The following is a 14,013-nucleotide window of genomic DNA, read 5'->3' on the forward strand; positions in this document are numbered from 1 at the left end:
ATGAAAGTTGCTATTGGCATCTCTACCATGAATGATGGTGTATATAGTGCACTTTCGAATTCAAAAGATATAAGTCGAGAGTGTGATATTATAATTTGTCAGCAGGTCTCAGATGCGTCTGCTGTCTTCCCAATGGAAAGTTATGATCTTAGCTCAATAAATGTTATCGTCAAATACGAGAAAGGTTTAAGCCGTAGCAGAAACACCTTACTGCAAGCGGCAATGGATCAGGGTTATGATTTTCTAATTATCAGTGATGACGATGTTAAGTATATTCCCGAGGGATTGAGTAATTTGATCGATCATCTTTCCACTCATCGCCATCAGCATCTACAGTTCCAGAGCACCAATGAACACGATGAGTTAAGGAAAAAATATAAAAAAAAATCATTTACTTTAAGTTCATTGGATATACTGAAGGTCTCTTCCATAGAAATGTGTCTTAACATCGGATTGTTGAAAAAGCAAAATATACGGTTTGATGAATCTTTCGGTTTGGGGGCGGGTTGGCCCGTAGGAGAAGAGGCAGTGATGCTGTCTGACATACAAAATTCAGGTCAGGAAATTGTTTTTCTGCCAATATCAGTGACTAATCACCCTGATGAGAGTACTGGAGAAAAATTATTCTTTGATGCGCTAATGCTTAAATCGCGTGGCGTATTATTCCGTCGCTGCTATGGTGCTGCGAAGGGGTTAATCATTACATTACTCTTCTGGATGCGAAAGTTTGTTTTAAAACCTTCTAAAAGGAATGCATTCCGCAAATTAACTTCTTTGAAATTACTAATTAAAGGTTATAATGAGTGTGGGAAAAGTTAATTATCTCTGTGGGCATGAGCCTTCTAAACAACAAATAAAATTATATTCAAATTTATCTGCACTAGTATTGAGTCTTATATTATTATTTTTGTCGCCATTGATATTTATCCTGTTTTTTTGCTTTATATCCCCTTTTGTTGACTCTCGCTTACGGATTTTATTCTCTCCGCTGATTCTTCTCTGCGCTGTTACCTTTTATGCAACATTGCAACCTTTCTCCGATCTAGCGGAGTACATGAATGTTTATCATCAGATCAATAACGGAACAATAGATATATTTAATTATCAACGTTTCGGGCATGGTGTAGAAATACTTGTTCTGCTAATTATGAAAGCCACTGGTTGGCTTTTCTCGAACAATGATCAAATGTTTTTAATTACTGTATACTTTATAATATTTTCAGTAATTTATGCAACGTGCATTAAGGTCAATCGACGCTATCATTTGGCATTATTTGGTTCGCTTTTTTTTACACTAGGTTTTATAGAGTCACTTTCATATGTATTAAGACAAAATCTCTCTTTGGTTATTTTTATTTATGCCGTCTATGCAACGCGTAATAGTAAAGTCAGATTTTTGCTGTTTTTATTGAGTTTTACCGCGCACATTTCTGGCATCATTAATATTGCGGTGTACTATTTTGCTGTTTTGTATAAGAAAAAAATAGCTGGCATTCAAAGCGTGTTCAAGATAATGATTATGGTATTATTTATTGGGCTTGCACTGTTAGCATTTGTAAAGTTTACACCTCTTGGAGAATCACTGTTGCAAAAATCAAACTCAGTGGTTAACAATAGCAGGTTTAGTGTTATGCCATTGTCGTACGTTGTCCTAACGGCCATCAATGCACTGGCTTTGCTTTACTTGATTAGTAAATCTAAAGGTATTGATACAGTTACCTATTATCTGTTTTTAAAAGAAGTGTTGATATTCTTTTTGATGTTACCGTTTCCTACTGTATCCAATCGGTTGGGAATTATTATATTTTCATACTCTTCGGTGTTCATCTTCTACTTCTTCAAAAATCCGGCGAATAATTCTATTGCCTATAAGCGTATTGCAGTTTTACTGGCAATCAATATATTACCATTTATGTATTCGATGAGTGTGGTTAGCTCAAATGGTAATGATTACACTTTCTATAACAACCAGCCTATAACCTATAACCTGTTCCAGGTCATTGATGAATTGTCAGACCGAGTTCAGCATGGCGTAGTTTATCTGGATAATGGTAACGATTAATCCAGATGAAAAAATATCTATTCAACCTAATCTGGATGCTGGCTGACCGGTTTCTTATGTTGGTCTTCCAGCTGTATATATTCGTCTCTATCAAACGACTTTACGATCTGGAAATACTGGGGGGCTGGTCGACCATTAACAACCTTTCTCAGCTGTTAATGTCCCTGTTTATGCTGGGGATTGATGTGGTGGTGGTCAAAAGGATTGTCGAAACTAAAGAGCGTGCTGGAGTAGAGATCGGTTCGGCCATTACCATTCAGTTTTTCGGTGCAATTGCTTATAGTATATTTTTCTGGTTGATAATCAGGGCTTTTTATCAGGATATTGCTCACGTCAACACCTACTTTATCGTCTTTGTTGTTGCCAATTTCTTTAGTATATTCAGTAAGACAATTTTTTGGCATTACAGCGCGCTGGTCGAATCGAAGTTTCGTGCTATCACCATTATGTTATCGATGGTATTTGGTTTTGGTTTCACCTTCTTAGCCAATTTGCAGTGGCCAGAGCTAATTTTCTTTTCATTTGCGTTTTATTATTTTGTGCAGTTCCTCGTTGCGGTCGCTATCTATTTTTTTTATTTCGACAGGCGCGTTCTGTGGCGTTATGACAAAACTATTACCAAAAGCTATCTGGTTGTCGGCTCGAAGCTGATTATCTCTACCCTGAGTGTGGCGATATTTGTTCAGGTTGATAGCCTGATGCTGGAGAAGTTTTCAGGAGTCGAGGAAGTTGGGGTGTTTAACGCAGCATTGAAAATATCGACGATCTGGTTTTTCATGGCTGGCGTTATAGCCAGTGCGTTTTTCCCCAAAATAATACATTTGAAAAACCGTAAAAGTGACTGTTTATTCCTGTTACAGTGGATGATTACGTTGGTCATTTATCTGACACTGTTCGCCTCAATATTTATCACCATTTTCGGTGGTTATATTCTGCAGGTATTATACGGCGAGCCTATGGTGGCGTCGGCAAAAGTGCTGTCGATTCATATTTGGTCCAGTTTGTTTGTCTTTATGGGCGCTTTTTCTTCGAAGTGGCTTTATGCCAACGATGAAATCAATCTTGATATCTATAAAACGGTAGTTGCCGCAGTATTCAATGTCGCACTGAATCTTCTGGTTATCCCTGCATACGGCGCAGTTGGAGCTTCAGTTGTTTCACTGGCTTCCTACTTTATCGCGAACTTCTTGTTTTTCCTCTTCATTAAAAGAGTTAGATCGATATTTGTACTGCAATGTCAGGCATTGCTGGCGGTGTTTAACCCTCTGGGTGTGTTTCGTGACTATCGGAAAATAAAATGCTTATTTCAGTCCTGACGCCGGTCTATAACCGGAAGGATATTATAAAATCCCTGTTTGAATCCTTACTATTGCAAACTGACCAGCGATTTGAATGGATCGTTGTTGACGACGGGTCGGTTGACGGTTTGGAAGATGAGATTGACGGTTTTCGTCAGCGAGCCAGCTTCGGCATAAATTTCATCCGTCAGCATAACCAGGGTAAGCATGCCGCTGTGAACCAGGGAGTGGCCGGGGCACACTCTGACTGGATATTTATTGTTGATAGCGATGACACTTTGGTGCCAGATGCGATAGCCATCCTCAATCTGCAGATTCAGGAAAGTCAGGATTCAGTCAAGGGGCTGGTTTACCTCAGGGGAATGACGCGAGGTTATGCAGATACACCAGTACCTGATGGGCATTTCCCACAAGATTGCTGTGAGCTTAACAGCTGCAAATTTGTTGCAGTAAAAGGGGATAAGGCAATTATTGTGCGCAAAGCGCAGATGATTGAACATCCTTTTCCACTTTTCGCCGGCGAAAAATTTGTTACTGAGTCTTATGTATGGAACCGTATTTTCGAAAGTGGTGGGTTGCTGGGCTTTAATAAGGTTATCTATCTTGGTGAATATTTATCCGGTGGATTAACAAATAATTATTTTAAATTGTTACAGGCTAACCCACAGGGTGTGCTGGCATTTATCAAATCGAATATGCAACTTAAAAATATTGATGCAAATATCTACAAGCAAAGCGCTTACCATTTTTGCCCGATTTTTTCTTTTAGAAATCTGCGTGAGATTTATAGTGCCAGTTCGCCAGGACGCTTTTTATCTTTTTCCTTGATGACGCTGTTAATGTTTGTAAAATTAAAATTGGAAAAGAAATTATGATACCAAAAGTCCTTCACTTCATCTGGTTTGGCGGCCGTGATTTCCCGGCGCTGGAGACGAAGTGTATTGAATCCTGGAAAAGGTATTTGCCAGATTACGAAATCAAACGCTGGGATGAAAGCAACTATTTCTCTGACGATCCCGGTTTTGCCAAAGCTTTTGAAAAAAAACAGTGGGCCTTTTGTGCGGATTTCGCAAGGTTAGATATATTGGTTAAGCATGGTGGTGTTTATCTCGATACTGATGTGGAACTGGTTAAAAGTTTTGACTCCTTTCTCGAACATCAATGCTTTGTCGGTATGGAGTCTGAGCAGTACATGGGATGCGCTATAATAGGTGCGCAGGTGGGTGATGCATTTATGACTAAATGTTTAGATGAAGTCAGGGCGTCTTTACTAAAAGATTTCATCCCAATGCCTAAAATTTTTCAATATGTTTATGAAAATAATAGCTTCCCGATGCTAAAGGTTTATTCGCGCGACTATTTCTATCCCTATAATCCTTTTGCATATCCTATAAAAAATCTTATGTTTAGCGATCTCACTGAGAACACTCATGCAATACATCACTGGAATTATTCCTGGAGACCTTCGGTGCCGGAGCGCATCGTGGCAAAAGTTAAACGGATAATTTCTAAGAATAAGTTTATAAAATAATCGTGTGCATGAACGTGGCAACGGACTGACTGAAAAAGCCCATCAGCTCACCCGAAGTCACACATCAAGCGGTGAAATATTAGCCTCTTGAACTAAGGTTTATAAGGTTATTATTCTTCCTCATCTATCACACCAATTGCTACCTACTTTGATATGTTCTGAGTTAACATCAGAAGTATTATCTAATTGCAGGTTTGGCCTGCATAGGGTTTTAATCAGACAGGAGTATGTAATGTCCAAGCAACAGATCGGCGTTGTAGGTATGGCTGTAATGGGCCGCAACCTGGCTCTGAATATCGAGAGCCGCGGCTATTCAGTTTCTATCTTCAACCGTTCACGTGAAAAAACAGATGAAGTCGTTGCTGAGAACCCAGGCAAGAAGCTGGTTCCACACTACACCATTGAAGAGTTTGTTGATTCACTGGAAAAACCACGTCGTATCCTGCTGATGGTGCAGGCAGGTGAAGCAACCGATAAGACTATCGCTTCCCTGACCCCACACCTCGATAAAGGCGATATCCTGATCGATGGTGGTAATACCTTCTATAAAGATACCATCCGCCGTAACCGTGAGCTGTCCGAGCAGGGCTTTAACTTTATTGGTACCGGTGTTTCCGGTGGCGAAGAGGGCGCACTGAAAGGCCCTTCTATCATGCCTGGTGGCCAGAAAGAAGCTTATCAGCTGGTTGCACCAATCCTTGAAGAGATTGCTGCACGTGCAGAAGGTGAAGCTTGCGTCGCTTATATCGGTCCGGACGGCGCGGGTCACTATGTGAAGATGGTGCATAACGGTATCGAATATGGCGATATGCAGCTGATTGCTGAAGCTTATTCTCTGCTTAAAAATGCACTGAACCTGAGCAATGAAGATCTGGCTAAAACCTTTAGCGAGTGGAATGAAGGCGAGCTGAGCAGCTATCTGATCGACATCACCAAAGATATCTTCACTAAGAAAGATGAAGAAGGTAAATACCTGGTCGATGTGATTCTGGATGAAGCAGCGAACAAAGGCACCGGTAAGTGGACCAGCCAAAGCTCACTGGATCTCGGCGAGCCGCTGTCACTGATTACTGAATCGGTATTTGCGCGCTACCTGTCTTCACTGAAAACACAACGTGTTGCGGCTTCTAAAGTTCTGAGCGGCCCAACTGTTCAGGCGGTAAGTGGTGATAAAGCCGAGTTTGTTGAGAAGGTGCGTCGCGCTCTGTACCTCGGTAAAATCGTCTCTTATGCTCAGGGCTTCTCACAGCTGAAAGCAGCTTCTGATGAGAATAACTGGGATCTGCACTACGGTGAGATTGCTAAAATCTTCCGCGCGGGTTGCATTATCCGCGCCCAGTTCCTGCAGAAAATTACCGATGCATACGCCGATGACGCTAACATCGCTAACCTGCTGTTGGCTCCTTACTTCAAAAACATCGCTGATGAGTATCAGCAAGCGCTGCGTGACGTGGTGGCTTATGCCGTTCAGAACGGTATTCCAACTCCGACTTTCTCTGCCGCGATTGCCTACTACGACAGCTACCGTTCAGCGGTACTGCCGGCTAACCTGATTCAGGCGCAGCGTGACTACTTTGGTGCGCATACCTATAAGCGTATCGATAAAGACGGTGTGTTCCACACCGAGTGGCTGGACTAAGACAGTCATAAACTCCCGCTTCGGCGGGAGTTTTTCCTCCGAATGTAAATTTCAGATGTTTTCTCTTCGATTTTTCCCATATTTCAGCTATTTTTCTCAGTCCATTGGCAGAACACTCTGGTACTGCCACTATTCGTACTGTTTTCTTCGTTGAGTGATTTTGCAAGGAAATTATGAGTAACAACAACAAGCCTGAAGTCGTTGAACAGTCCCCGCTGCGTCAAACCTTTTACAATAATAATGATGAGCTGGATTTGCTCGATGTGATTGCTCAGCTGTGGCGCGGAAAAGTGACAATTATTGTTGCTACTGTCGTTATGATGATTATTGCCGGTCTCTATTTGGTGGTTGCTAAAGAGAAGTGGACTTCTGAGGCGATTATTACCACGCCAAGTGCGGGACAGGTTGCCAACTATAATGCGGCGTTAAATGTGCTTTATGCCCAGTATCCGCAGGATAAGCTGGCGATTAACGATCTTCAGCGTCAGCTGTTTGGGCGTTTCAGCGCCTCAATTTCTGCGCTTTCCGGATCGCTACAAAATCTTGAAGAACCACTGGATCTGAAAGTTGATCAAGTAGTGAAAGGACAAAATGATCCATTGAGCATCACTTTTAGCGCTGAAAGCGCTAAGCAGGCCCAGCAGGAGCTGACGAAGTATATTCAGACCGTTAATGATGATGTGGTCGATGATTTCGGTGCTGATATTAAGCGCAACCTGGCGGTAAAAGAGCGTGAGCTGGGTGAATCATTGATATCGCAGGTGGAAGTTGCTAAGGACAAAAAGCAGCAGCGTATTGAGGTGCTGAAGCAGGCGCTAAAAATCGCTGAAGCCTCAGGTATTGATAAGTTAGAGTTACGTCAGGCCGAATTTTTATCCGATGATACGCTCTATCTGCTGGGCACTACGTCATTAAACGCAATGATCGTCAACGAGAGTACTAAGCCATTACCGTTTGACGATCATTATTACGCTACCCAACGTGCATTATTATCCATCCAGAATCTCAAAATTCAGGTAGATAACCTGCAATCATATCGCTTTATTATGAAACCCGACCTGCCAATTCGTCGCACCAGCCCGAAAAGAACACTGACCATGTTGCTTGCGATTGTATTTGGTGGAGTTATTGGTTCAGCGATTGTGCTGGGACGTAATATGGCGCGTAACTATCGTGAAAGCCACTAATTGCGTTAAGCATCATTGATAGCGAAAAAACCCGGCTGAGGCCGGGTTTTTTTATGGTGCTTAGAATCATTAAGGCAGAGTACCAATCGCCGGCACCAGCGGCGAAAACGGCGCTCTTACAGGTTTAGTGGGGCTTATTTATGGCGTTCACGCAGGTTGGCGATAATGGCGCTCAGATCGAGTTCCTGATCCTGTAGCAGCACTAACAGGTGATAAATCAGGTCTGAAGCTTCGTTAGTCAGCTCATGGCGGTCATTGACCGTCGCGGCCAGCGCCGTTTCCACACCTTCTTCACCAACTTTTTGTGCAATACGCTTGGTGCCACTGGCGTACAGGCTGGCGGTGTAGGAGCTTTTCGGGTCGGCATGCTTGCGCTCTGCCAGCAGCTGTTCCAGCTGGTAAAGGAAAGTCCAGTCCGCAGCAGCCGGCGAGAAGCAGCTGGAAGTGCCAAGGTGGCAGGTTGGGCCAATCGGGTCCGCCAGCACCAGCAGGGTATCGTTATCGCAGTCCGGCGTGATGCTGACCACCTTCAGGAAGTTCCCTGAAGTCTCACCTTTGGTCCACAAACGCTGTTTAGTGCGCGAGAAGAAGGTAACATGGCCTTCACTCAGGGTTTTATCCAGCGCTTGCTGATTCATATAACCGTGCATCAGCACTTCGCCAGAGACGCGATGCTGTACCACAACCGGCATCATACCGTCAGTTTTTACCCAATCCAGTTGGGACAATTGTTGTTCTGTTAACACACGCGAATCTCCACACCATGTTCCACCAGGAACCTTTTCAGCTCGCCAATATTGATAATCTGTTTGTGAAATACCGATGCAGCCAGCGCGCCATCAACGTCAGCGTCACGGAATGCCTGATGAAAATGTTCTATGGTGCCGGCACCGCCAGAGGCAATTAGCGGCACTTTACACACCTCACGCACTTTTTTCAGCTGAACGAGATCGTAGCCGTTTCGTACGCCGTCCTGATTCATCATATTCAGTACGATTTCCCCGGCACCGCGCTTCTGTACTTCCTGTACCCACTCCAGCGTTTCCCACTGGGTGACGCGGGTGCGGCTTTCGTCGCCGGTATACTGGTTGACGTGATATTTACCGCTCTGTTCGTCAAACCAGGTATCAATGCCGACCACAATGCACTGTACGCCAAACCGGTCGGCGAGGCGGGTGATTAGCTCAGGATCGGCCAGCGCCGGTGAGTTAATCGAAATTTTATCCGCGCCAAAAGACAGAATCTGTGCCGCGTCTTCTGCGGATTTAATGCCACCGGCGACGCAGAACGGAATATCAATCACTTCTGCCACGCGTGATACCCAGCTTTTATCAACTACCCGACCATCGGAAGAGGCGGTGATATCATAAAATACCAGTTCATCAGCGCCTTCCTGCGCATAGCGTTGTGCCAGTGGCACAATATCACCAATAATTTCATGATTGCGGAACTGTACGCCTTTAACCACCTGGCCGTCACGCACATCAAGGCAAGGAATTATCCGTTTTGCCAGCATGAAATCGCCTCCGTCACGGTAAATTTATCTTCAAGCAGCGCGCGACCAACAATCACGCCCTGAACGCCACAGCCGCGCAGCGCAGCAATATCCTCCAGCGAACCAATGCCGCCGGAGGACTGGAAAGCAATTTGCGGATAACGCGCGGTCACTTCTTTATACAACTCGACGTTAGAACCGCTCAGGGTGCCATCACGTGAGATATCGGTGCAGAGTACATGTTTCAGGCCAACCGGCAGAAACTGCTCAATCACCTGTTCCAGCGTGACGCCCGCCGCTTCCTGCCAGCCACTGATCGCCACTTCTTTGCGGTTATCCGCATCAATGCGCACGTCCAGCGCCAGTACAATCGCATCCGCGCCGTACTCTTTGAACCATTGCTGTACTTCATCCGGCTGCTTCACCGCCGTTGAGCCGACCACCACGCGCGCTGCACCCGCGTCAAGGAGCGCCGCCACGTCCTGCTTCGTTCGAATGCCGCCGCCGACCTGTACCGGAATAGTGACGCCAGCCAGCAGTTTTTGCAGCAGAGGAATCTGCCGCGCCGCCGGATCTTTTGCTCCGGTTAAGTCGACCAGGTGCAATACTTCAGCGCCCTGGCGCTGATAATCCTGCAGGCGTGGCAGCGGATCGCTGCCATAGTCACGCTGCTGGCCATAATCGCCCTGATGCAGACGTACCACTTTGCCATCAATTAAATCTAAAGCCGGGATAATCATCGCGGTTACATCTCCAGGAAGTTTTTCATCAGCTGTGCACCAGCGGCACCGGAACGTTCAGGGTGGAACTGCACGCCAAAGAAATTATCTTTCTGCACAGCGGCAGTGAAGGGTTCGCCGTAGTTGCACTGCGCGATAGTGAATTCATTGATCGGCATGGCGTAGCTGTGGACAAAGTAGAAGTAAGCGCCGTCATCGATGCCACGGAACAGATGATTGCCCGCCTGCGGCGTAATCTGGTTCCAGCCCATATGCGGCAGCGGCAGGCCGACGTCCTGCATCTTATTGACCGGCTGATCGATAATGCCCAGCGTCTTAATGCCGCCACTCTCGTCGCTGGAAGCACCCAGTAACTGCATGCCAAGGCAGATACCCAGCGTTGGCTGGGTACAGGCTTTGATCAGCTCAATCAGCTCGCGCTGGCGTAACTGGTCCATCGCCGCCTGCGCGGTGCCAACGCCCGGCAGAAACAGTTTATCGGCCTGGAGCACGACTTCGGCTTCACGGCTGACCAGCGGGTCATAACCGAGGCGCTGAATCGCCCATTTTACCGACGACAGGTTAGCGCAGCCGGTATCAAGAATGACGACGTTCATCACAGCACTCCTTTCGAGCTCGGCAGGGTGTTGCCCTCAACGCGGATTGCCTGACGCAGCGTGCGGCCAAAGGCTTTAAACAGGCTTTCAACGCGGTGGTGATCGTTTTTGCCTTTGGTGCGCAGGTGCAGGGTGCTGGCCATCGAATAAGAGAGCGAACGGAAGAAGTGCTCGACCATTTCAGTGCTCAGGTCACCAACACGCTGATAGCTGAATTCGGCTTTATATTCGAGGTGCGGGCGGCCGGAGATATCCAGCGCACAGCGTGCCAGACACTCATCCATCGGCAGCACAAAGCCAAAACGACCAATGCCACGTTTATCGCCCAGCGCTTTCAGCAAGGCCTCACCGAGCGCCAGACCGGTATCTTCCACCGTATGGTGATCGTCGATGTACAGATCGCCTTTAACATCGATAAACATGCGGAAACCGCCGTGGGTAGAGATCTGATCGAGCATATGGTCAAAGAAGCCGACGCCGGTATTGATCTTGCTGCCGCCTTCACGGTCCAGCCAGACTTCAACTTCAATCTGTGTCTCTTTGGTATTACGGTTTACCTTTGCGTAGCGGTCACGTTTAGTCAGCTGCTGACTGATTTGCTGCCAGTCGAGTCCATCTTTGCTGTAGCGCAGGCCGCCGATGCCCATATTTTCGGCCAGCTCAATATCGGTCGCACGATCGCCAATCACATAACTGTTGGCCTTATCCAGCACGCCTTCTGCCAGCCAGGCTTCAACCATCTGTACTTTCGGCTTGCGGCAATCACAGTTATCTTCCGGTTTGTGCGGGCAAATCAGAATATCGTCGAACTTTACGCCCTGCGAGTTGAGGATCTGCATCATTAAATTATGCGGGCCGTCAAAATCTGCCTGCGGGAAGCTGCTGGTGCCGAGACCATCCTGATTGGTGATCATCACCAGTTGATAACCGGCCTGTTGCAAAGCCAGCAGCGCGGGAATTGCGTCTGGTTCGAAGGCCAGTTTGTCCATGCGGTCAACCTGAAAATCTTCAGGTGGCTCGGAAATAATCGTGCCGTCACGGTCGATAAAAAGCGTCTTCTGGCTCATGCTTGCTCCCTGGTTACAGCTGCGCCGGGTAAAGGTTTCAATGCGGCGATGGCACGCTCGCACTCTTCACGGGTGCCAATTGAGATGCGCAGGCATCCGGCAAGACCCGGTTGTTTATTCTGGTCACGTAAGATAATGCCTTGATCCCAGAGAGTTTTAAATACCTGACTCGAGGCGGTAAAGCGCGCGAGAATATAATTGGTATTGCTGTCGAACACCTGTTCAACACAATCGCAGCCTTTCAAAGCGTCAATCAGCCATTTGCGGTTGGCAATCAGCTCATCGGTATGTTGACGCATCAGGATAATACCCTGTTCGCTTAGCGCCTGTGCGGCGATATCGGCCACCGGAGTTGAGAGCGGATAGGGGGCAATCACTTTCATCAGCAGGTCGATAACCGGCTTGTTAGCCAGCGTGAAGCCGCAGCGTAATCCTGCCAGCGCAAAGGCTTTTGACAGGGTACGCAGCACCACCAGCTGTGGGTAGTCCTTTAACCAGCCTGCCAGCGTCGCTTGCGGGCAGAACTCAATATAGGCTTCATCCGCCACCACTAATGCTTTACCGGCCGTCATTTCCAGCAGCTGACGGAAATCGTCCGGGTTGATCAGGTTACCGGTCGGATTATTCGGGCTGCAAACATAGACCAGTTTGACGCCGTCAAGCTGTTCAGCAATCGCTGGCAGATTCAGCTGCCAGTCGGCACGAGCTTCAACGGTGCGGTACTCAATGCCGATGGTTTCGGCACTGACGCTGTACATGCCGTAAGTTGGCGGGCAGAACAGTACTGCATCTTTACCCGGCTCGCAGAAAGCGCGCATCAATAGCTCAATGCCTTCATCAGCACCGCGACTGACCAGCACCTGCTCCGGCGTCAGGCCCGCATAGGCGGCATAGCGCTCGATAACCCGTTTTGGCTGGCATTCAGGATAGCGATTCAGCGTTTGCTGACTTAATTCAAACGGTATCGCCAGCGGATATTCGTTGGCGTTCAGCCAGACGTCTCCGTTGCCGCCGAGACGGCGTGCCGACTGATACGGGGTCAGAGCGCGCACATTGGCGCGCGCCAGATCTTCAATATTCAGCGTAGTCATGCTTTCTCCCGCAGCGCAGCAACGCGCAGTGTGACGGCATTTTTATGGGCAGTCAGCTGCTCGGCGGCGGCCAGTGTTTCAATAGTGGCCGCCAGGTTCATAAAGCCCTCTGGCGTCAGTTCCTGCACCGTCATCCGCTTCTGGAAGTCCGCCAGCCCAAGACTGGAGCAGGTGGCGGTATAGCCATAGGTTGGCAGCACGTGATTAGTACCGGAGGCGTAATCACCGGCCGATTCCGGCGACCAGTCGCCGAGAAACACCGAACCGGCGCTGGTGATGCTGTCGACCAGATCGCGAGCCTGACGGGTCTGAATGATCAGGTGCTCCGGTCCGTAACGGTTCGAAATGTCGATACACTGTTGCAGGTCGCGCGTCACGATCAGGCGGCTGCTGGCTAAGGCCTGACGCGCGGTTTCGGCGCGCGGCAGTTCGGCCAGCTGCTGTTCAACGGCAACGGCGACCGCTTCAGCCAGCTCGAAGGATGGCGTCAGTAAAATCACCTGCGAGTCCGGGCCGTGTTCTGCCTGCGACAGCAGGTCCGAGGCAACGAAAGCCGGCGTGGCTTCAGCATCGGCAATTACCAGCACTTCAGAAGGACCGGCAGGCATATCAATGGCTGCACCATCGAGACGCTGGCTCACCTGGCGTTTCGCCTCGGTAACCCAGGCGTTGCCCGGACCAAAAATTTTGTCTACTTTCGGTACTGATTCAGTACCCAGCGCCAGCGCGGCAATCGCCTGCGCGCCGCCAACCTGAAACACTTCCTGCACCCCACACAGCTGCGCGGCGTAGAGAATTTCATCGGCAATCGGCGGTGGCGAGCACAGCACCACGCGCTGACAACCGGCGATGCGTGCCGGGGTGGCCAGCATCAATACCGTTGAGAACAGCGGAGCGGAACCGCCGGGAATATACAAGCCTACCGACGCCACCGGACGGGTAATCTGCTGGCAGCGTACGCCGGGCTGAGTTTCGATATCCACCACTGGCAGCTGCTGCGCAAGGTGGAATTTCTCGATATTACCGATCGCTACCGCCATCGCCTGTTTAAGGTCGTCCCCAAGACGTGCCGCGGCGGCGCTGATTTGCTGTTCGCTGACCCGCAGCGCATCAACCTGGGTTTTATCAAAGGTGGCGCTGTAATAACGTAGCGCTTCATCACCTTCATTTTTTACTTTATCGAGAATGCCACGCACGGTCTGCGCGATGTTCTCAGAAGCCGAAATAGCCGGACGCGTCAGTAAACTCTGCTGCTGTTCGGCGTTACATGCCTGCCAGTCGATAACGGTATTGAACGCGCTCATGGC

14 protein-coding genes are annotated in these 14,013 nt (G+C 48.0%); 7 read left to right on the forward strand and 7 right to left on the reverse strand.

Annotated features, from left to right (window positions below; translation table 11 throughout):
- From ACP3TC_RS07310 to wzzB, 7 genes are all read left to right on the forward strand, one after another.
- A complete protein-coding gene (locus ACP3TC_RS07310; RefSeq protein WP_426817873.1) occupies positions 1-819 on the forward strand; it encodes a glycosyltransferase in 819 nt (272 codons plus the stop codon).
- Positions 806-2,062, forward strand: coding sequence for an EpsG family protein (locus ACP3TC_RS07315; RefSeq protein WP_426817874.1), 1,257 nt, complete (start codon positions 806-808; stop codon positions 2,060-2,062). Before ACP3TC_RS07310 ends, ACP3TC_RS07315 begins: the two co-directional genes overlap by 14 nt.
- Positions 2,063-2,067: 5 nt before the next feature.
- Positions 2,068-3,378, forward strand: a complete 1,311-nt coding sequence (locus ACP3TC_RS07320; protein ID WP_426817875.1) for a flippase — start codon at positions 2,068-2,070, stop codon at positions 3,376-3,378.
- A complete protein-coding gene (locus ACP3TC_RS07325) occupies positions 3,360-4,235 on the forward strand; it encodes a glycosyltransferase family A protein (RefSeq protein WP_426817876.1) in 876 nt (291 codons plus the stop codon). Before ACP3TC_RS07320 ends, ACP3TC_RS07325 begins: the two co-directional genes overlap by 19 nt.
- A complete protein-coding gene (locus ACP3TC_RS07330; protein WP_313852699.1) occupies positions 4,232-4,891 on the forward strand; it encodes a glycosyltransferase family 32 protein in 660 nt (219 codons plus the stop codon). The genes ACP3TC_RS07325 and ACP3TC_RS07330 overlap by 4 nt, the downstream gene beginning before the upstream one ends.
- A gap of 232 nt (positions 4,892-5,123) precedes the next feature.
- Complete coding sequence (gene gndA, locus ACP3TC_RS07335) at positions 5,124-6,530, forward strand: NADP-dependent phosphogluconate dehydrogenase (protein WP_052897548.1); 1,407 nt, start codon at positions 5,124-5,126, stop codon at positions 6,528-6,530.
- A 173-nt stretch (positions 6,531-6,703) separates the two neighbouring features.
- Complete coding sequence (gene wzzB / locus ACP3TC_RS07340) at positions 6,704-7,717, forward strand: LPS O-antigen chain length determinant protein WzzB (RefSeq protein WP_313852697.1); 1,014 nt, start codon at positions 6,704-6,706, stop codon at positions 7,715-7,717.
- 134 nt (positions 7,718-7,851) lie between these two features.
- On the opposite strand, the gene hisIE is transcribed toward wzzB, so the two are convergent.
- Genes hisIE through hisD form a run of 7 tightly spaced genes read right to left on the reverse strand, consistent with a single transcriptional unit; the run spans position 7,852 to position 14,010 of the window.
- Complete coding sequence (gene hisIE / locus ACP3TC_RS07345) at positions 7,852-8,463, reverse strand: bifunctional phosphoribosyl-AMP cyclohydrolase/phosphoribosyl-ATP diphosphatase HisIE (protein WP_313852696.1); 612 nt, start codon at positions 8,461-8,463, stop codon at positions 7,852-7,854.
- Positions 8,457-9,233 (reverse strand): imidazole glycerol phosphate synthase subunit HisF, encoded by a 777-nt coding sequence (gene hisF, locus ACP3TC_RS07350; protein WP_426817877.1) that lies wholly within the window; start codon positions 9,231-9,233, stop codon positions 8,457-8,459. Before hisF ends, hisIE begins: the two co-directional genes overlap by 7 nt.
- Entirely contained in the window at positions 9,215-9,952 is a 738-nt protein-coding gene (gene hisA, locus ACP3TC_RS07355) for a 1-(5-phosphoribosyl)-5-[(5-phosphoribosylamino)methylideneamino]imidazole-4-carboxamide isomerase (protein WP_426817878.1), read from the reverse strand. The genes hisF and hisA overlap by 19 nt, the downstream gene beginning before the upstream one ends.
- Positions 9,953-9,957: 5 nt before the next feature.
- A complete protein-coding gene (hisH, locus tag ACP3TC_RS07360) occupies positions 9,958-10,548 on the reverse strand; it encodes an imidazole glycerol phosphate synthase subunit HisH (protein WP_313852693.1) in 591 nt (196 codons plus the stop codon).
- Positions 10,548-11,615 carry a bifunctional histidinol-phosphatase/imidazoleglycerol-phosphate dehydratase HisB gene (gene hisB / locus ACP3TC_RS07365; RefSeq protein ID WP_313852692.1) on the reverse strand — a complete coding sequence of 356 codons (1,068 nt, stop codon included), beginning with the start codon at positions 11,613-11,615 and terminating at the stop codon, positions 10,548-10,550. The genes hisH and hisB overlap by 1 nt, the downstream gene beginning before the upstream one ends.
- Positions 11,612-12,706 carry a histidinol-phosphate transaminase gene (gene hisC / locus ACP3TC_RS07370; protein ID WP_426817879.1) on the reverse strand — a complete coding sequence of 365 codons (1,095 nt, stop codon included), beginning with the start codon at positions 12,704-12,706 and terminating at the stop codon, positions 11,612-11,614. The genes hisB and hisC overlap by 4 nt, the downstream gene beginning before the upstream one ends.
- Positions 12,703-14,010: a histidinol dehydrogenase gene (gene hisD, locus ACP3TC_RS07375; protein ID WP_426817880.1), complete on the reverse strand. Its 1,308-nt coding sequence runs from the start codon at positions 14,008-14,010 to the stop codon at positions 12,703-12,705. The genes hisC and hisD overlap by 4 nt, the downstream gene beginning before the upstream one ends.
- Positions 14,011-14,013: the final 3 nt, after the last annotated feature.

It is taken from the genome of Winslowiella sp. 2C04 (genome assembly GCF_050037805.1).
GTDB classification, from domain to species: Bacteria; Pseudomonadota; Gammaproteobacteria; order Enterobacterales; family Enterobacteriaceae; genus Erwinia; species Erwinia toletana_A.